The 20,025-nt window shown below is 41.0% G+C and carries 17 protein-coding genes and 2 tRNA genes; 14 read left to right on the top strand and 5 right to left on the bottom strand.

The genetic code is table 11. The annotated features are described in order from the left end of the window. A tRNA-Glu gene (locus DCC82_RS05015) sits at window positions 1–72 on the top strand. Between the two features lie 394 nt (window positions 73–466). Next, window positions 467–540 (top strand) — tRNA-Gly (locus tag DCC82_RS05020). 85 nt (window positions 541–625) lie between these two features. Here the strand turns inward: DCC82_RS05020 and DCC82_RS05025 are convergent. Further along, complete coding sequence (locus DCC82_RS05025; RefSeq protein WP_108430265.1) at window positions 626–1,288, bottom strand: B3/B4 domain-containing protein; 663 nt, start codon at window positions 1,286–1,288, stop codon at window positions 626–628. 70 nt (window positions 1,289–1,358) lie between these two features. Between DCC82_RS05025 and queG the strand changes: the two genes are divergently transcribed. The 5 genes from queG to yhbH all read left to right on the top strand — a co-directional run bounded on the left by queG (window position 1,359) and on the right by yhbH (window position 7,570). Then, on the top strand, window positions 1,359–2,528 hold the full coding sequence (gene queG, locus DCC82_RS05030; protein ID WP_012749224.1) for a tRNA epoxyqueuosine(34) reductase QueG: 1,170 nt from the start codon (window positions 1,359–1,361) through the stop codon (window positions 2,526–2,528). A 31-nt stretch (window positions 2,529–2,559) separates the two neighbouring features. After that, window positions 2,560–3,423 (top strand): amidase domain-containing protein, encoded by an 864-nt coding sequence (locus DCC82_RS05035; protein WP_108430266.1) that lies wholly within the window; start codon window positions 2,560–2,562, stop codon window positions 3,421–3,423. Window positions 3,424–3,446: 23 nt separating this feature from the next. Next, complete coding sequence (gene trmL, locus DCC82_RS05040; RefSeq protein ID WP_062678855.1) at window positions 3,447–3,920, top strand: tRNA (uridine(34)/cytosine(34)/5-carboxymethylaminomethyluridine(34)-2'-O)-methyltransferase TrmL; 474 nt, start codon at window positions 3,447–3,449, stop codon at window positions 3,918–3,920. A gap of 321 nt (window positions 3,921–4,241) precedes the next feature. Next, window positions 4,242–6,137 carry a PrkA family serine protein kinase gene (locus tag DCC82_RS05045; protein WP_062756314.1) on the top strand — a complete coding sequence of 632 codons (1,896 nt, stop codon included), beginning with the start codon at window positions 4,242–4,244 and terminating at the stop codon, window positions 6,135–6,137. A 275-nt stretch (window positions 6,138–6,412) separates the two neighbouring features. Next, the gene (yhbH, locus tag DCC82_RS05050; protein WP_012749229.1) at window positions 6,413–7,570 is read left to right on the top strand and encodes a sporulation protein YhbH; all 1,158 of its coding nucleotides are present in this window, start codon (window positions 6,413–6,415) and stop codon (window positions 7,568–7,570) included. Window positions 7,571–7,867: 297 nt separating this feature from the next. Here the strand turns inward: yhbH and DCC82_RS05055 are convergent, their stop codons facing one another. Next, on the bottom strand, window positions 7,868–8,656 hold the full coding sequence (locus tag DCC82_RS05055; RefSeq protein ID WP_097354132.1) for a hypothetical protein: 789 nt from the start codon (window positions 8,654–8,656) through the stop codon (window positions 7,868–7,870). 452 nt (window positions 8,657–9,108) lie between these two features. On the opposite strand from DCC82_RS05055, the gene DCC82_RS05060 reads away from it, so the two are divergent. Continuing rightward, on the top strand, window positions 9,109–10,086 hold the full coding sequence (locus DCC82_RS05060; protein ID WP_062756319.1) for a LacI family DNA-binding transcriptional regulator: 978 nt from the start codon (window positions 9,109–9,111) through the stop codon (window positions 10,084–10,086). Between the two features lie 10 nt (window positions 10,087–10,096). Here the strand turns inward: DCC82_RS05060 and DCC82_RS05065 are convergent, their stop codons facing one another. Next, on the bottom strand, window positions 10,097–10,780 hold the full coding sequence (locus DCC82_RS05065) for a response regulator (RefSeq protein WP_097354133.1): 684 nt from the start codon (window positions 10,778–10,780) through the stop codon (window positions 10,097–10,099). Between the two features lie 11 nt (window positions 10,781–10,791). Further along, complete coding sequence (locus DCC82_RS05070; protein ID WP_108430421.1) at window positions 10,792–12,369, bottom strand: ATP-binding protein; 1,578 nt, start codon at window positions 12,367–12,369, stop codon at window positions 10,792–10,794. A gap of 113 nt (window positions 12,370–12,482) precedes the next feature. Between DCC82_RS05070 and DCC82_RS05075 the strand changes: the two genes are divergently transcribed. The 6 genes from DCC82_RS05075 to DCC82_RS05100 all read left to right on the top strand — a co-directional run bounded on the left by DCC82_RS05075 (window position 12,483) and on the right by DCC82_RS05100 (window position 19,076). Beyond that, on the top strand, window positions 12,483–13,514 hold the full coding sequence (locus tag DCC82_RS05075) for a TRAP transporter substrate-binding protein (RefSeq protein ID WP_097354134.1): 1,032 nt from the start codon (window positions 12,483–12,485) through the stop codon (window positions 13,512–13,514). A 158-nt stretch (window positions 13,515–13,672) separates the two neighbouring features. Further along, entirely contained in the window at window positions 13,673–14,938 is a 1,266-nt protein-coding gene (locus DCC82_RS05080) for a dicarboxylate/amino acid:cation symporter (RefSeq protein ID WP_012749236.1), read from the top strand. Window positions 14,939–15,238: 300 nt separating this feature from the next. Beyond that, window positions 15,239–15,853, top strand: a complete 615-nt coding sequence (gene wrbA / locus DCC82_RS05085) for an NAD(P)H:quinone oxidoreductase (protein WP_097354135.1) — start codon at window positions 15,239–15,241, stop codon at window positions 15,851–15,853. 107 nt (window positions 15,854–15,960) lie between these two features. Next, window positions 15,961–16,788, top strand: a complete 828-nt coding sequence (locus DCC82_RS05090; protein WP_012749238.1) for an aldo/keto reductase — start codon at window positions 15,961–15,963, stop codon at window positions 16,786–16,788. Window positions 16,789–16,982: 194 nt separating this feature from the next. Next, window positions 16,983–17,669 (top strand): zinc metallopeptidase, encoded by a 687-nt coding sequence (locus DCC82_RS05095; RefSeq protein ID WP_081189047.1) that lies wholly within the window; start codon window positions 16,983–16,985, stop codon window positions 17,667–17,669. Between the two features lie 60 nt (window positions 17,670–17,729). Further along, window positions 17,730–19,076 (top strand): hemolysin family protein, encoded by a 1,347-nt coding sequence (locus DCC82_RS05100; RefSeq protein WP_097354136.1) that lies wholly within the window; start codon window positions 17,730–17,732, stop codon window positions 19,074–19,076. A gap of 29 nt (window positions 19,077–19,105) precedes the next feature. On the opposite strand, the gene DCC82_RS05105 is transcribed toward DCC82_RS05100, so the two are convergent. Continuing rightward, on the bottom strand, window positions 19,106–20,020 hold the full coding sequence (locus DCC82_RS05105) for an RluA family pseudouridine synthase (protein WP_097354137.1): 915 nt from the start codon (window positions 20,018–20,020) through the stop codon (window positions 19,106–19,108). Window positions 20,021–20,025: the final 5 nt, after the last annotated feature.

Below are 20,025 nucleotides of genomic sequence, written 5' to 3' on the forward strand. Positions count from 1 at the left end.
GGCCCGTTGGTCAAGTGGTTAAGACACCGCCCTTTCACGGCGGTAACACGGGTTCGAATCCCGTACGGGTCATAAAAGCACCAGTTACGCTGGTGCTTTTGTTTTTTCCATAAAACGAAATTTGTCGAATTTTTTCGTTTTATAGTTGCAATCTAATACATCCTCTGTTATAATCAATACCGTTAACTTAATGTTGTTCATGATCAATGCGGTTTTGTATTCGGAGAATGTATACGCGGGTGTAGTTTAGTGGTAAAACCTCAGCCACGAGCAATGCATCATCGAATTTGCTTCGAGTTGTCCCGACGCATTAAACACCTTGAATCGGCTAGAAGAGGAAGGGACAACGAAAAGAAGACTTGATTGCGGGTTGCCTCGATGCATCTATCATCTTTGAGTTTGCTAGCAGAGGAAGAGGCATGACAACTGCGCGTTGTATACAGATTTAAAGAACAAAAAATAATATGCGGGTGTAGTTTAGTGGTAAAACCTCAGCCTTCCAAGCTGATGTCGTGGGTTCGATTCCCATCACCCGCTCCATCGCAAATAATGGTTATGGGGACAACGCAGTGTTTCGTTTCTTCAAAGAACGAGGCATTGCGTTTTTTATTTTTTATGTAATTTTTTACACAAGTTGAAAGACAGCATCACCTCCATGAATTTGCAAGAACATCTTTTGCATGGACTGCAACAGTTTTTCACATTGTTCTTCTTTCATAGATGGCAATAAATAAACAATTTGGACGGCGTTTTTCGTTTCTTTTGTAACAGCTGTTCGTTGGGAATCAACAATCGGACTGCCAAATGGCCCGTGAACATCCTTTGATACGAGCTTATGAGAAAAGTTGACAGTGCGCCCGTTGATAGCGATATACTCGTCTTGGTCTGTTCCAATATCAATGGTAATCGGTCCTTCCAATTTATCTAAATCATAAATGCCAATTGGAATTTTATAATAAAGTGAAAAGAAATTGTTCACATCGGCTGCGGAGTGGATAGTTGGGATAAAGTTTTTCTTTTGAATACGTCGATATAAGCTTTCCGACGAAGGACGATATCTGCTCGGGTCTGTTCCGATCGTTTTAAATGCCCTGCGCCATTCCGCCAGTTCAGGAATATCTGCAATCGCTGTTTCCTGCAAATCAAAGTAAATGGATTCTTGAAATAATTGGAGTCTTCCTTTTAACATTTGCGGAGAATCATCAACAACGATATGATTATAAAGTATAATCCCTACTTTAAATTCAGGTATCATTTGTTTTATTGTTTCCGCGACAACTACGTCCATCTGCTTTCACCTCGAAACTTTTTCTTTATTGTAACATAGATTCCGAATTTTAGCGAAAGGAGGGATAACGATGGATGTGGCGGCTCTAAAACAAGAGATTATTGAATATAGCAAAACGATTGGTATTGATAAAATTGGATTTGCTAGTGCTGATCCGTTTGTCGAGTTAAAAGAGCGGCTTCGTCGCCAACAAGAGTTAGGATATCAATCAGGATTCGAAGAGCCGGATATTGAAAAGAGAACCAATCCTTCCCTGCTTTTGCCAGAAGCAAAGTCTATTATTGCGATTGCCTTAGCATATCCGTCCAAAATGAAAAATGCTCCGCGTGGTACAAAAACAGAAAGACGAGGAATTTTTTGCAGGGCATCATGGGGAAAGGATTATCATTACATTTTGCGGGAACGTCTTGAAAAATTAGAAGCATTTATTTTAGAGAGAGTTCCTCAGGCTAGAGTAAAATCGATGGTAGACACAGGAGAACTGGCTGACCGTGCTGTTGCGGAACGGGCTGGAATTGGTTGGAGCGGAAAAAATTGTTCTATTATTACTCCAGAGTTTGGTTCTTATGTTTATTTAGGAGAGATGATTACCAATATTCCGTTTCCCCCTGATGAACCGATTGAAAGCCGCTGTGGAACGTGTACGAAGTGTATCGATGCTTGCCCGACGGGAGCGCTCGTGCAGGGAGGACAATTGAATGCACAGCGATGCCTTTCATTTCTGACACAAACGAAAGGTTTTTTAGCTGATGAATTTCGTGATAAAATTGGAAATCGATTATATGGATGTGATACGTGCCAAATGGTTTGCCCTGAAAATAAAGGAAAAGACTTTCATCTCCATCCAGAGATGGAGCCGGACCCTGAAGTGGTAAAACCAAAATTAATTCCGCTTTTGCATATAAGCAATCGAGAATTTAAGGAAAAATTCGGTTCGATTGCTGGGTCTTGGCGAGGGAAAAAGCCGATTCAGCGAAATGCCATTTTGGCTTTAGCGCATTATAAAGATCAAACAGCCATTCCGGATTTACTAAAACTATTAAAAGAAGATAGCCGTCCGGTTATTCGCGGAACAGCGGCGTGGGCGCTTGGAAAAATTGGTGATACACGCGTTATTTCCGATTTAGAGGAAGCAAGCAAAACGGAAAAAGACCCGGAAGTTCTTGCGGAAATCGAAAAGGGACTACAATTATTGCGGTCAAATGAGGAAAAGGGAAAAAATCGCTCACCTGTCACATAAGTTAATAGCAAAAAAGAAAGCGGTGAGCGATGTGAAAAAACAGCTGCAATATTTATTAGAAAAAAGAGCTCAACTTTTTGTGTCTAAAGACGAACGCAATGTAGAAGAAGCAGTGGAAAGGAAGCAGCGGCTATTCGAGAAACGCGGCGCAGAAATTGTCCGCTGTTCCATTAATAGCCAAATTGTAAGCAAGCATGTAATGGAAACTGGGGGGAGGCTTGCTTATTTAGCTCATTATCAATTTTTAATAAAGCATGGCAGCAAGATGTACGTTGAGGAACAAGTGGAGGAAAGAAGAGCGTATTTTGAACGTGGAGAGTTAGTGAAAGATGAAAAAATAATCGTGAGCGAGGAAATGGTCCCGCCTCGTTTAGAACGTGAGATGTTAGTGGATGAAAGAATTTCATATAAATATGATCGAGCAAAGGCGGTGCGTTATGCTGAAACGTGGTGGAACAGCTACAATCCCGCGTTTCCACGGTTTAAGGTAGATTGCACGAATTTTATTTCCCAATGTTTATACGCAGGTGGAGCCCCGATGACGGGGTATCCGAATCGCGCAAAGGGATGGTGGTGCAAAAACAACAATTGGAGCTATAGTTGGGCGGTGGCACATTCTTTCCGTTGGTACTTGAGCGGAGCGCGTGTTGGATTACAAGCGGTTGAAGTATCATCGCCAGAACAATTGATGGCTGGAGATGTGATTTGTTACGACTTTGAAGGGGACGGTCGTTTTAATCACTCAACGATTGTTGTAGCGAAGGATGCGAACGGAATGCCGTTAGTGAACGCTCATACAACAAATAGCCGCATGCGCTATTGGTCATATGAAGATTCCACGGCGTATACACCTAATATTCGCTATAAGTTTTTTCATATCATTGATCGAAAATAATAATATAGTTTGAGGTGATCGATATGCCACTACATGTAGTACTATATCAACCGGAAATTCCAGCAAATACGGGGAATATTGCACGTACGTGTGCAGCAACAGATACAGCGCTTCATTTGATTCGTCCGCTCGGTTTTTCGACCGATGATAAAATGTTAAAACGCGCTGGTCTTGACTATTGGCCATATGTAAATATTTCTTATTACGATTCATTGGATGAGTTATTTGAGCGGTATCCAAATGGAGAGTTTTACTTTATCACGAAATTTGGGAAAAGATACTATGACTCTTTTGACTTTAGCGATACGAAAAAAGATCTCTTTTTTGTGTTTGGGCGTGAAACGACGGGATTGCCAAAAGAGCTGCTTGAAGCGAATATGGATCGCTGCCTGCGCATTCCGATGAACGATAAAGTCCGCTCATTAAATTTATCGAACACTGCCGCTATTTTAGTGTATGAAGCGTTGCGACAGCAAAAATTTAACGGTTTATTTTAAATAAAAAACGACCTTCTGAAAAGGAGGTCGTTTTTTATGCATTAATTTTTTACACCTGGTTTATCTTCGTAGCCAGCTGTAAAGATCGCGGTTAAAAAAGCGATGATCACGCCTAATACAAGCAATGTACGCATCGCGATTCCTCCTTCACGAAATGGTTGCTTCATCTCCTTCATTATAGCGAATATGACAAGCGTTGTGAATGGCAAGTATGGGCCGTGGCAGTCAGACAAAATTTTTTTTGCGATGAATGATTCGGGACATCCTTGCATACATTGTAATAATCTTGTTGTTAAGACATCAAGGATAAGGAGGTCCTTTATGGATATTTTAAAGAAAATCGAACAATATCGGGAAGAAGAGGAACGGTTAAAATGGGAAGGTACGTTTGCAGAGTATTTAGAGATTTTAAAAGAAAAGCCATGGGTTGCTCAGTCCGCTCATTCACGCGTTTATAATATGATTAAAGATGCTGGAGTCGAAGTAGTAAATGGAAGAAAACGATATAAGTTTTTCAGCCATCAGCTATTTGGATTAGAGGAGGCGCTGGAACGTCTAGTAGAAGAATATTTTCATCCAGCGGCAAAGCGGCTTGATGTGCGCAAACGTATTTTGTTGTTGATGGGTCCTGTCGGTGGCGGAAAATCAACACTTGTTACATTGCTAAAACGGGGATTAGAGGAGTATTCGAAGACAGAACGCGGCGCAGTGTATGCGATTAAAGGGTGCCCGATGCATGAAGATCCGCTTCATTTAATCCCACCTCATTTGCGCGATGATTTTTATAAAGAGTATGGCATCCGCATTGAAGGAGAACTTTCGCCGCTGAACATGATGAGATTGGAAAAAGAATATGGCGGGCGTATTGAAGATGTAATGGTAGAGAGAATTTTCTTCTCGGAAAATAAACGGGTCGGCATTGGAACGTTCAGTCCGTCTGATCCAAAATCTCAGGATATTGCTGATCTCACGGGAAGTATCGACTTTTCAACCATCGCTGAATATGGTTCAGAATCAGATCCACGCGCCTATCGATTTGATGGTGAGTTAAACAAGGCGAACCGAGGAATTATGGAATTCCAGGAAATGTTAAAATGTGATGAAAAGTTTCTATGGCATTTGCTTTCTTTAACGCAAGAAGGAAATTTCAAAGCGGGGCGATTCGCGCTCATTAGCGCTGATGAGCTAATTATCGCCCATACGAACGAAACGGAATATCGTTCATTTATCGCGAACAAAAAGAATGAAGCGCTCCACTCGCGGATTATCGTCATGCCAATTCCATACAATTTGCGTGTGTCGGAAGAGGAGCGTATTTATGAAAAAATGATTCGGGAAAGTGATGTAGCTGATGTTCATATTGCTCCGCATACGCTTCGAATTGCCGCAATGTTTACGATTTTAACGAGATTGAAAGAATCGAAACGGCCGGATGTCGATTTAATTAAAAAAATGCGACTCTACGACGGCGAAATGGTCGAAGGATTTAATGAAGTAGATGTAGAGGAATTGAAAAAAGAACATCCGGATGAAGGAATGAGCGGCATCGATCCTCGTTACGTCATTAACCGAATTTCTTCGTGCATTATTCGCAAAGAAGTTCCATCGATTAACGCGCTAGATGTATTGCGATCCTTAAAAGAGGGGCTTGATCAGCATCCATCTATTTCCAAAGAAGATAAAGAGCGGTATTTAAACTTTATTTCGCTTGTCCGGAAAGAATACGATGAAATCGCCAAGCAAGAAGTACAAAAGGCGTTTGTCTACTCCTATGAGGAGTCGGCGAAAACGTTGATGGACAATTATTTAGACAATGTAGAAGCGTACTGCAATAAAACGAAGCTGCGCGATCCGTTGACAGGAGAGGAAATGAATCCAGACGAAAAACTCATGCGCTCGATCGAAGAGCAAATCGGCATTTCGGAAAACGCGAAAAAGGCATTTCGTGAAGAAATTTTAATTCGTATTTCCGCCTATGCCCGAAAAGGACAGAGGTTTGATTACAACTCACATGAGCGGTTGCGGGAGGCGATTCAGAAGAAACTATTCGCTGACTTGAAAGACATTGTAAAAATCACCACTTCATCGAAAACACCGGATGAGCAGCAATTAAAGAAAATTAATGAAGTAGTGGCACGCTTGATCGATGAATATGGCTATAATTCTACGTCAGCAAACGAATTGCTTCGCTATGTCGGCAGCTTATTAAATCGTTAGCATGCCTAATGTTAGGCATGCTTTTTTACTCAAATAGCAGTCTGGTGATGTATCAAAAAAGAAAAAGCTTATATTCTTTGTTTTGTACTTTTTTAGGCTTGTCCAACAAAAATTTACATGTTCATTTTCGTAATAATTTGTCAATTATTTCGTTTTTTTGCATAGGATAGAGTAAACAAACCGTCATTTATTCATTATGTTTGTTATGACGCCAACATAAATATATGCTTCAAGATAAAAAAGTGTGAAAACATTTTAAATGAGGAGGGGAAAAAATGAAAGGAAACTTTGTTATATCGAAAGAAGACTGGTCCCTCCATCGGAAAGGACATGACGATCAAAAACGACATGAAGAAAAAGTAAAAGAAGCAATTAAAAACAATTTGCCAGATTTAATTACAGAAGAAAGCATCATTATGTCAAACGGACGTGACGTCATTAAAATTCCGATCCGTTCTTTGGATGAATATAAAATTCGTTATAATTATGAGAAAAACAAACATGTTGGTCAAGGGAACGGAGACAGTCAAGTTGGCGATGTTGTTGCAAGAGATGGATCAGGGGAGGGACAAGGGCCTGGAACAGGGCAAGGAGCCGGCGACTTGCCCGGGCAAGATTATTATGAAGCGGAAGTTTCGCTAATGGAATTGGAAGAAGCGTTATTCAGCCAATTGGAGCTGCCGAATTTACAAAGAAAAGAAGCGGACCAAAACGTTGTAGAACATATTGAATTTAATGATATTCGCCGTACTGGTTTAACGGGGAATATCGATAAAAAAAGAACGATGCTCGCGGCATTTAAGAGAAATGCGATGAATGGCAATCCAAGTTTTTATCCGATTTATCGTGAAGATTTAAGATATAGAACATGGAATGAAGTGGTAAAGCCAGATTCGAAAGCAGTTGTTCTTGCGATGATGGATACAAGCGGCTCAATGGGATTGTGGGAAAAATATATGGCACGCAGTTTCTTCTTTTGGATGACCCGCTTTTTACGTACAAAATATGAAACGGTGGAAATCGCATTTATCGCCCATCATACAGAAGCAAAAGTGGTTACCGAAGATGAATTTTTCACAAAAGGAGAAAGCGGAGGCACGATCTGTTCTTCCGCCTATCGAAAAGCGTTGGAGCTCATTGAAACGAAATACTCGCCATCGCGTTATAATATTTATCCGTTCCACTTTTCGGATGGAGATAACTTGACATCAGATAACGCCCGTTGTGTCAAACTTGTTCAAGAACTAATGAAAGTGTCCAACATGTTTGGATATGGAGAAGTAAATCAGTATAACCGCCACTCGACGCTAATGTCTGCTTACAAAAACATCAAAGATGAAAAATTCCGTTATTATATCCTCAAACAAAAATCAGATGTATTCCATGCGATGAAAACATTTTTCCGGAAAGAAGAAAATAAGGCGTTCGTATAACCCTCTGTTTCGAATAGGGGGTTTTTTCCTTTCGTTTGCTGATATAAGAAAAGGCCCCGTTTGCATGCAGAAACAGGACCAATTTCTTTTTGATATGGGTGAATGATGAAGAAAGTATTTTAACCTTTTTCCAAAGAAGTCTCCCTCCTCTAAATGTAGGGAAGCAGGGAGTTGAATTAGGAGTTTTTTTGACAAATAATAAGAACGTATGTTTGTTTGTAAAAGTTTCTTCTACGCAGAAGCTTCTTCGCTGGAGATGGCAAGAAACTCCCACCTCTAAATATAGGTGGGAGAGACTTATTGTGACGAGCTGACAGATTCATTTGGGTTCGCCGCTTCTTTGTCTTGCTTGGCTGAATCTGTTTTTCGTATTGTTTCTATCATTGCTAAAGCAGGCGCAAGTTCTTCCTTATCTTTTGGCGTTTGAATCATTACAAGCATAGGAACAGGGCTGCTTGTAGCGATGACATGAACCGTCATATTTTCCGATTGTGCGGTATACCAAGCGGCTCCTTTCAATGATGCTGGCAGATTTGCGCTGTCCTGGCGAGCGGCATCGGAAGACACCGCTTGTGCGTGTTCTTCCGCTAGTTTCACATAATCTATTTTATTCCCTTCTTCATGAAGAAGGCGGATTCTAACAAAGCTGTTATCTCGCAGCAACAAGTCGGAATGCGGCTCTTCAGCTTCAAGCTCCCATCCTTTTAGTACATATAAGGAAAAACCTTGGTTGTCGCTTGTTTTTAAAGAAGCAGTTTCTTTCACTTCTTTTCCATCGACCATATAAGATAATTGCATTTCGGAAGGGCGCGCTTCTTCTTGTTGTTTGTTTTCTTCTGCATTAGTTTGTTGTTTGTTTTCTTCATTAGTGGCACCGCCATTTTCAGAGGCGCTGTTTTCGTTTTTAGAAGAAGATTGTGATGTCTCTGATTTCCCTGTGTTGTCCGATTGCGTCGTTTCCGTTTGGGTTGTGTCCTTATTAGAAGGATTCGGTTGTTTTACTTCATTTGTTTCTTTCGTTCCACAACCTGAAACAAGCGCGATCGCCATGATGGCAGTTATAAACGGTTTCCAAGTGAATTGCATCCATCATTCCTCCTTAATTTATCTATCACTTATTATATCAGTCGAAACATGAAGGAGGAATGTTACGATGGAAGTATTTTTGTTACAATAATTATAATTAGTAGCGTACGTACGTTTTTGGCATGCAATCATTTTTTGCAACCGCTGCATAAGCATATTGCAAAAGCCTCCATCATTCCTGTTTTTATTTCATCGGTCCGCCATCGTTTTTCGCGAAGTTCCACCGTCACATGAATAATGTTTTGAATGGATCGTTATTATTATAATATTCTCGCTTTGCTTGGGGATTGGCTTCTAAAACTATATGGGCTCCAAGCCATTCCATCGCACATAGAAACAAAATCAACAATATTCCGCTTATCATCGATTCTTCCTCCTTTATGTTGTTTAAGAGTACAATAATGTATGAAACGCGTTTCAATGCAATAGTTTTTTGAAAAAAGGTGAAGAGGATGGCAAATATCCGGGAAATTGCAAAAGAAGCAGGAGTTTCGGTTGCAACGGTTTCACGAGTATTAAACGGATACCCATACGTGAAGGAAGAAAAGCGAAATGCAGTATGGGAAGCGGTAGAGAAATTGAATTATACAAAAAATATTAATGCGGTTCATCTAGCGAAAGGGAAAACGTCGATTGTCGGAGTCATTCTTCCATATGTGAATCATCCGTATTTCGCTACAGTATTGGAAGGAATATCAAAAGAAGCGCTTCGTCATCGGTATCACCTTTTGTTATTTCAAACGAATTACGATGTGGAAAAGGAATTAGAGGCGCTTGAGATGATGCGGATGAAACAAGTCGATGGGCTTATTATTTGTTCACATGTGGCAGACTGGAGCGTTATTGAGGAATATAAGAAAGATGGACCGATCGTATTATGCGAAGACGTCCAAGATCAAGATTTTTTATCCGTCTATATTGACCATTACGAGGCGTTTACGAAGGCTTTGAGCTATTTGATTCAAAAAGGGCATCGGCATATCGGCTATTGTATCGGAAGAACGACAGGAGCAAATAGCAAGGCGCGGGAAGCGGCATATTATGATACGTTGCGGCAAATTGGCGTTGAGCCGCGAAAAGAGTGGATTTTTGATCGTTGTTTATATATGGAAGACGGAAAGCGGGTGATCCGTCAATGGATGGAGCTGTCCGAAAAGCCGAGCGCTTTGCTTGTATCAAGCGATCAAGTGGCTGCGGGCATCGTGTTGTGGGGAAAAAAAGAAGGGGTAAACGTCCCCGATGACCTTGCGATTGTTAGTTTTGATAATCATCCGATTTCAGAACCGCTGCAAATTACGACGATGGAGCTACCGCTCGCGCTGATGGGAACGAAGGCCTTTCGTCTCATTTATCATTACATCGAAACGGGGAATATCGTGAAGAAAAAGGAAAAACTGCCTATTCGTTTTATGGAACGCTCATCGGTATAAAAACATGGCATTATATGTGTTTCATCATATATCGGTTTACTGGGCGTCCAATTCCGCCATATTGAACATCGAGAGTGACTACCCCTTTCTTTTCTAAGTATTCTAAATAGCGGCGGGCAGTTACCCGGGCGATGCCGACTCCTTCGGCGACTTCCTCGGCGGAAACTGGTTCTGTTTGTTTTCGGAGATAACGAGCGATTTTTTGCAATGTGACTTCGTTTAATCCTTTTGGCAGCCCGCTGCTTGGTTCGAACGTCTGGGGTTCGGTTGTCTGTAAAAGAGCGTCTAGCTCTTTCTGTGTTAACGATTCTTTTTCATTCAGTGCTTGACGAAATGAATGGTAATTTTCTAACGCTTGTTTGAGACGCTCGAATTTAAATGGTTTCATAATATAATCGAAAGCACCGTTTTGCAACACGCGGCGTACAGTATCGATATCACTTGCTGCGGTGATGGCGATGACATCTACTTCATATCCTTCGGAACGAATTTCTTTCAATGTTTCAAGACCATCCTTGTGAGGCATGTAAATGTCGATAATCACTAAATCAGGATGAAGTTTGCGGATTAGCTGTATCCCTTCCACGCCATTTGCAGCGACGCCAATAACGGTAAATCCTTTCACTTGTTCGATAAATTGGCGATTTACTTCCTGCACCATCGGATCATCTTCAATAAGCAATACGCGGTACATCTTTCTCCTCCTTACATGTCAAAGGTAATTGTAAATATCGTTCCTTTTCCTTTTTCTGACTGCACATCAATATGCCCTTTCCCTTTTTCGACAATATGTTTCACTAAATATAAACCGATGCCGCGCCCGTTTTCGCTTTTGGTTGAAAATCCTTCCTCGAAAATACGGTCGAGATGTTTTTCATCAATACCTTGGCCGTTATCTTCCACCGAGAGAGAACAAATTTCCTCATTTTGTTCAATACTTACATATATTTCTTTTTCCCGGTCCGTAATGCCTTGAAAGGAATCAAACGCGTTTTCAATCAAGTTTCCAAGAATAATGACAAAATCATGATGGTCTAGTGCAGGTGGAAAAGCATGCAGACGGCTATGGCGGTCGATGATGACGCGAATGCCTAATTCCTTGTCGCGGCGGATTTTGCTAAGTAAAAGCCCGGAAATGCTTTCATCTTTAATATGCTTGCTTAAAAACCTAGTCAGTTCCTCCTGCTCTTCTGTCACTTGAAATACGTATTCGAGCGCCTTCTCCAAATGTCCTAATTGAATGAGTCCGGCGATCGTATGAAGTTTATTCATATACTCATGATTTTGCACGCGCAGAGCATTGACAAACGCTTTCACACCTGTCAACTCTTCGGCAAGCTTCTTCACCTCGGTACGATCTTGGAAAATAGCGATGGCACCAACGGTTTTGCCGTTCACTCTAATTGGAATGCGATTGCTCCAAATCGTTAAGTTTCCTATTTGTAATTCTTTGTTATAAATAGGCTGATCAATTTCTAATATTTCAGGTAGACGTGTGTCCGGAATAATAGCACGAATTGGTTTACCGATAACGTCTCCTTTGACGCCAAACATTCGTTTAGCCCGATCATTAAAAATCGTAATGTTTTCATTACTATCGATTGCAATGACCCCTTCATGCATGGCGTTAAAGGCTTCTGTCCGTTCAACAAGCAGCTTGGCAATTTCATGCGGCTCCAAATGAAACATTTGTCGCTTAATATGAGAAGCAAGCAGCCAAGCACCGATCCCGCCAATGAGCAAAGAAAGAATGATAGTAATCGAAATTTCTTCTTTTAAAGCATCAATCACTTCGAAAAAAGTCGGTAATCGATATGCCGCAATGACGACGCCGATTTGTTGATGATCTTTATTCATAATTGGGACGAACGCACGAATGACCGTGCCGATTTCACCGCGCGCTTTTGATGTGTAAGTATGTTCGGCAAAGGCAGGCCCTTCATCAGCGCCGCGGGAAACACGTCCGATCATGGATGGGACGGGATGGGAAAGGCGAACTTTATTCATGTCAAGAACAACAACGTAGTCGGCATTATGAATACTGCGAACACGCTCCACAATGATATTGATGGAAGATCGTTCTTCTTTTGTTCCGACAATATGTGATTTGATTTCAGGAAGCTCTGATACCGTCCGTGCTGTCAACAATGCCCGCTGTCGTAATTCCTCTTCTTTTGTATGAAAAAAGTCACCGATGACAAACATTCCGCTTAACAATAAGGAAAAGCTAACAATAAAGGAAATTAGGATCGTGATTTTCCAGCGGATGGATAGCCGATTCATCACAATGAATACCTCGTCTTTATGGAAAATAATATAATTTGTAATTATTTTAACATTTTTCGGCAATATGATAAAATTTGATTAAAAAGCTTAATCATAAAACGGTGTGGAATATGAAAAAGCAATGGTGGGTGGCGTCTCTTGTTTTGCTTGTCTGTTTAGGATACTTATTAAAACAGCATTTTCGCAATGAAAATATGGTGTATGATGATGAACAACAAGGGTTAAAAAAGCAAATTGTCATTTATTTTAGCCATGTAGTAGCGGAAAATACGCCAAAAGGATTAGCGGCGCAAAAATTTGCGGATCTTGTAGAGAAAAAAACAAATGGCCGTGTAAAAGTAGAAGTATTTCCGAATGGATCTTTATATTCCGATGGTGAGGAAATGGATGCTCTATTGCGCGGCGACGTGCAAATGATTGCTCCATCGTTTTCCAAAGTGACGGAGTTGATTCCGGAATGGCAAGTATTGGATTTGCCGTTTTTATTTCAAGATTATCACGATGTGGAGCGGGCATTTACAGGGGATGTGGGTGAACATCTTTTGGCGATGTTGGATCAAAAAGGGATTAAGGGATTGGCTTTATGGGGCAACGGTTTTAAACAAATGATGAGCACGGCTAGGCCGCTGGTCCGTCCTGATGATTTTCGCGGATTGCGCTTTCGTATTATGCCAAGCGAAGCGATTGAAAAGCAAATTCGTTTGCTCGAAGGCGAACCGATTGTTGTTTCATTTGATCATGTATACCGCTCTTTAGAAAGGCATGAATTTGATGGACAGGAAAATACGATTTCTAACATTTATTCGAAAGGTTTTTACAAATTTCAGCCATATATAACGATTAGCAATCATGGGTATCTCGGCTATGCCGTGATGATGAATAAATCGTTTTGGGAAAGTTTGCCGAAAGATATTCAGCAAAAAATAACAGAAGCGATTCAGGAAACAACGAAGTGGAATTTACAACAATCGAAAAAACAAAACGAACAGGAATTAGAAAAAATAAAACAAAACAAAAGTATTCATATTTATGAACTGTCTGAAGAAGAAAAAAAGAGATGGGAACGGAAGTTTGCGCCTTTGTATGATCAATTTACAAAAGAGTTTGTCGACAAGCTGCTTCGCGAAATTAAACAGAGATAAAGAGGAAGGCGGCCTTATTAAGAAAGGCCGCTCTTTTTTACGACCAAAAAGACCAAAAAGATCATTATCACCATAATATTTTTATTTTCTGAACTTTACTTTAACATTAGAATTGCAAAATGAAAGCGTTGTCAAGGTGACGAAAGGAGAGGGGAGAAATGCGGGGTAAGTTTAAAAACTTAACCGTACAAGTAATTATTGGAATTATACTGGGGATTATCGTTGGTTTTTTATTCCCTGAATTTGGATCAAAATTAAAAGTGCTTGCAGATGCATTTATTAAGCTAATTAAAATGGTCATTGCGCCGATTATTTTCTTCACGGTCGCAATTGGAATCGGCAGCATGGGGGATTTGAAAAAGGTTGGCCGCATCGGTGGAAAAGCGCTTATTTACTTTGAAATTATTACTACGTTCGCTTTAGCAATCGGAATTATTGTGGTTAATTTGATCAAACCTGGGGTAGGGTTTAATACTGATGCCGTAAAAGGCGGCGATGTATCGCAGTATACAAAGCAAGCAGAAGAAGTGAATCATGGCGTCATTGAGTTTTTGCTTGGCATTATCCCGGATAACGTTGTTGGGGCGCTAGCGAAAGGCGAATTATTGCCGATTTTATTCTTTGCCGTATTATTCGGCCTTGCCGCGGCGGGATTAGGAGAAAAAGCCAAACCGGTTATTACCTTATTTGAGCGTTTGGCGGACATTTTCTTCGGTGTTGTTAATATGATCATGAAAGTATCGCCAATTGCAGCGTTCGGTGCGATGGCGTATACGATTGGCACATTTGGAATCGGTTCATTGCTTTCGCTTGGAAAATTAATGGCTTCTGTGTATATTACGATGGCGCTATTTATTATTGTCGTACTCGGACTTATCGCGAAGTTTTACGGGTTTAATATTTTTAAATTTATTGCTTATATCAAAGAGGAAATTTTACTTGTGCTTGGCACATCTTCTTCTGAATCGGCATTGCCAAAACTGATGGAGCGCCTTGAAAAATACGGGTGTTCGAAGCCAGTTGTTGGGCTTGTTGTGCCGACAGGATATTCCTTTAACCTCGATGGAACATCTATTTACCTTTCGATGGCGGCGATTTTTATCGCCCAAGCTTACGGTATCGATTTAAGCATTTGGCAAGAGCTTACGTTGCTCGGAATTTTAATGTTAACGTCAAAAGGTGCAGCAGGGGTCACAGGTTCCGGATTTATTACACTTGCGGCGACTTTGGCGGCGTTCCCGATGATTCCAGTAGAAGGAATCGCGTTATTGCTTGGCGTAGACCGCTTTATGTCGGAAGCGCGTGCCATTACAAACTTAATTGGCAATGCTGTAGCGACTGTTGTTGTTTCTAAGATGGAAAATGAATTTCATCCTTCTGAAGAACAACATGCAGAGAGAACGAAGATGGTTGTTGCAAAGTAAACTTTAGCAATTCGACATCACCTATGCTTTTCTGCCAGTTCGATGCAACATATGAAGGCAGGCAAATTTTTGCCGCTTATGGCAGAAAAGCATTTTTTATTTTAAAAATTTGACAATAAATCTAATTTTTTATATCATAAATCTTGAATTCAAGATTTATGAATTCAGTGTTTATAACGATCTTGCAAGAATAATGAATGACATGCAAAAAAATGGAGAAATTACAGTTGGGAAGTCCGGCAAGGCCGTGAAACACTCATTTTTTCCACGAAAAAATTCGTGTAAAGGGGAGAATAGACGATGGAAAATGTAAAATTAGCCATTATTTATTACAGCTCAACAGGTACGAACTATCAATTGGCAAAATGGGCGGAAGAAGCGGCGAAGGAAGCAGGGGCAGAAGTAAAAGTAGTAAAAGTTCCTGAACTCGCTCCAAAAGAAGCAATTGAATCGAATCCAGCGTGGAAAGCTCATGCGGAAGCAACGAAAGATGTCCCAACAGCTACGTTAGCGGACTTAGAATGGGCGGATGCGATTATTTTCAGCGTGCCGACTCGCTTTGGCAATATTCCTTCGCAATTAAAGCGATTTTTAGATACAACCGGCGGATTATGGGCACAAGGAAAGCTTGCCAATAAAGTTGTCAGCGCCATGGCATCTGCAGGAAATGCTCATGGCGGCCAAGAACAAACCATTTTACAACTATATACAACAATGTACCACTGGGGTGCGATCGTAGTAGCGCCTGGATATACGGATCAATCTGCTTTTGTTGCAGGAGGAAATCCATACGGAACGAGTGTGACAGTCGATCAAAACGGAAAAATAGTAGAAAATGCGGAAGCTGCTGTGAAACATCAAGCGCGCCGTACCGTTCAAGTTGCACAATGGGTAAAAAATGGAATGCAACAATAGGATGAGGTTTTGCCCTCATCTTTTTTTATGCATATATTTTGCTTTTTTCCATATACACAAAGATAATAAAAGTAATAATAAATAAATTTTAGAAAAGGTGAGAAAATATGAAACATTTACAAGATCGTGTTACATTACATAATGGAGTGCAAATGCCTTGGCTTGGACTTGGAGTTTATAAAGTGAAAAACGGAGAAGAAGTCATTAACGCGGTGCGCACCGCCCTAGAAATTGGGTATCGTCATATCGATACAGCGGCGTTTTACGAAAACGAAGAAGGAGTTGGGCAAGCGGTTCGCGAATCAGGCATTCCGCGCGAAGAAATATTTATTACGACAAAAGTATGGAACTCCGATCAAGGATATGAGACAACATTGAAAGCGTTCGAAACAAGCCTCCAAAAGTTAGGCCTTGATTATGTAGATCTATATTTAGTGCATTGGCCGGTAAAAGGAAAATATAAAGAAACGTATAAAGCGTTGGAAAAGCTATATAAAGATGGACGTGTTCGCGCAATTGGCGTAAGCAACTTCCAAATTCACCATTTAGAAGATTTAATGGCTGATTGCGAAATTAAACCGATGGTAAATCAGGTGGAATATCATCCTCGCTTGACGCAAAAAGAACTCCATGCTTTCTGCAAACAACACGGCATTCAGCTTGAAGCATGGTCGCCGCTGATGAGAGGAGAAATTTTGCAAGAACCGACGCTTGTGGAAATCGGCAGAAAATATGGGAAAACTCCAGCACAAGTCGTCCTTCGTTGGGATTTGCAAAACGAAGTTGTCACGATTCCAAAATCCGTAACGCCACAACGCATTAAGGAAAACGCGAATGTTTTTGATTTTGAGCTAACGGCAGAGGAAATGGCAAAAATCGACGCGCTAAATTTGAACAAACGAATCGGACCAGATCCGGATAACTTCGATTTTTAATTATGATGCGAGAAAAAGGGGTTTTTCCGTTGTGGAGAAGCCTCTTTTTTGCAAAAACGAATTTTGTGGCGTATTCAATTTTTCTTGTTAGCCATTCATAAATTGTATGATTTGACGTATGAAAGATCGTTAAAGTACAATAAATATTAGTATACACATTTACATGTGATACAAAAATAACGGAGGGTGCTGCAATGCTATTCCATCCGATGGATTTTCTCATTCTCATTGCCTTTGGCATTTCGCTATGGGCGCAATTTAAAGTATCAAGCAATTTCAACACTTGGTCGCAAGTTCCTGCTTCTTCCGGATTAACAGGCGCGGAAGTTGCGCGCATGATTTTGGACCGCAACGGTCTTTATGATGTGCCTGTCGAAGTGGTGCCAGGAAGATTAACGGACCATTATGATCCGATTTCGCGCACTGTTCGTTTATCGGAACCGGTATATTACGGCCGTTCGATCGCTTCCATATCGGTTGCCGCGCACGAAGTCGGGCATGCTGTACAACATCAACAATCATATGGTGCGTTAGTACTTCGGCATCGCATGTTTCCAATTGTAAACTTTACATCAGGAGCGGCGCCATTTTTATTGTTGGCAGGATTTTTGTTCCAACAGCTTTCGCTAATTGGATTAGGCATTATTTTCTTTTCATTTGCCGTCGCTTTCCAACTCATTACGTTGCCGGTAGAGTTTAACGCAAGCTCGCGGGCAAAAAAATTTATGTTAGCGGAAGGCATTATTTATCCGGATGAAAAGCGCGGCGTGAACAAAGTATTGGGAGCGGCCGCATTGACATATGTGGCAGCAACGCTCATTTCGGTTTTAGAATTGTTAAAATACGTGTTAATTTTTACGCAAAATAACAATGAAGAATAAGGATATAAACCTGTCTGTAGGAGGTGTGATCCGGGCGCGTGATCCGCGTCCGGAAACCAATTGGACATAGTCAACTTGTTAGTGGTAGCATTGCTTATTGCATGTACCGCTTTTTTCGTAGCTTCGGAATTTGCGATTGTCAAAGTTCGCAGCTCGCGCATTGACCAATTAGTTAGCGAAGGAAATAAACGGGCGATTGCTGCCAAAAAGGTGATCTCCAACCTTGATGGCTATTTGTCGGCGAACCAATTAGGCATTACGATTACATCGCTAGGGCTTGGTTGGCTCGGTGAACCGACGGTGGAGCGGATATTAACACCGCTTTTTGAACGCATCCATTTATCGGAGTCGATTTCGCACGTTTTATCCTTCGTTATTGCCTTTTCGACGATTACGTTTCTTCACGTCGTTGTCGGCGAGCTGGCTCCAAAAACGTTTGCCATCCATAAAGCTGAGGCGATTACGCTGCTTACAGCTCAACCGCTTATTTTATTTTATAAAGTGATGTATCCGTTTATTTGGACGCTCAACAATTCCGCGCGCCTCGTCGCCAGAATGTTTGGGTTAAAGCCAGCGGCAGAACATGAAATTGCCCATTCTGAAGAAGAGTTGCGCCTTATTTTATCAGAAAGCTACAAAAGTGGAGAGATTAACCAATCAGAATATCGATATGTGAACAATATTTTTCGATTTGACGATCGGGTTGCAAAAGAAATTATGGTACCGCGCAAAGAAATTGTTGCGCTCGATATTAATCGAAGCGTGAAAGAGAATTTGGAAATTATTAAAGAGGAAAAATATACTCGTTATCCAGTTATTGATGGCGATAAAGATCACGTTCTTGGACTTATTAATGTGAAAGAAGTGTTTACCGATCTTGTGACAAATCCATCCGAAGAAAAACAAATGAAAGATTATATCCGCCCAATCATTCAAGTGATTGAATCAATCGCTATTCATGATTTGCTTGTGAAAATGCAGAAAGAACGCATCCACATGGCCATTTTAGTCGACGAATATGGTGGAACATCGGGGCTTGTTACCGTCGAGGATATTTTAGAAGAAATCGTTGGAGAAATTCAAGACGAGTTTGACGTAGATGAAATCCCGTTGATTCAAAAAGTTGATGAAACACGTACAATTATTGACGGAAAAGTGCTGATTAGCGAAGTAAATGATTTGTTTGGCCTTTCCATTGATGATGAGGATGTCGATACGATTGGTGGATGGATTTTAACGAAGCATTATGATATTAAAGTCGGCGACAGCATCGAAATCGATAATTACTTGTTTACGGTGAAAGAGATGGACGGCCACCACGTAAAGACGATAGAAGTAGTAAAACAGGAGAAAGAAGAGAAAGCGGCAGATCATGAACTCGGTGAAAAAGAGGAATTGCATTTATAGGCAGACGTTTGTTATAAGACGTCCGCCTTTTATTGTGAATCCAGGTAAAACCGAGTGATATCAACAGGAAAATCATCAACAGGTGCAATACATGAAATCATTTCATTTGTAAAAGGATGCAAGAACGATAGTTTGGCGGCATGAAGTGCTTGTCGATGAAACGTGTTTTCTCCGCCATAAAGAACATCTCCGACTAATGGATGGCCGATGTAACTCATATGGACGCGGATTTGATGAGTGCGCCCGGTATCGAGGGAAAGTTCTACGAGCGATGTTTGTTCATCAGGAAACGTATGTAAGACGCGGTAGTGTGTTACCGCTTTTGCACCCGTTTTCGAAACTCTTCGTCTCGTTGGATGATGGCGATCGCGTCCAATCGGCGCGGAAATCGTTCCTGATTTATTTTTCATGATCCCATGGACGAGCGCTACATACGTCCGTTTGATTTGCCGTTTTTCCAACATCCGATCAAGCGTGGCTCCTGCAAGCGTATGTTTGGCAAACAAAATCGTTCCCGATGTGTCACGATCAAGCCGGTGAATATGCCGTACTTTCGTCAAAATCCCTTGTGATTGTAAATAAAAAGCGACCGCGTTCGCTAAAGTCCCTATTTGAGAAGGTTCAGAAGGATGGATATCGATTCCAGCGCCTTTATTAATAATAAGGAGATGCTCGTCCTCCCATAAAACGGAAAGCTCTCGATATTCAGGAATAATGATGGAGGGTTCAGGTTTATAAAGGTGCAACTGCAGGCGGTCTTTTTCTTTTAATGGCGTTTGCCATGATGCTTCTTTTCCGTTGAGCTTGATTCCTTTTTCCATTCGCAGCTGATGAGCTAACTTTTTAGAGGCGCACCATACTTCTTTTAGCAACGATTCAATCGTACGTCCTTCCCAAAAAGAAGGAATGACGCATTCAAGCCAGTCTCCTTTTTTGGACCACATCATTA

The sequence above is a fragment of the Geobacillus sp. LYN3 genome (assembly GCF_003064505.1).
Taxonomy (GTDB): Bacteria; Bacillota; Bacilli; order Bacillales; family Anoxybacillaceae; genus Parageobacillus_B; species Parageobacillus_B toebii.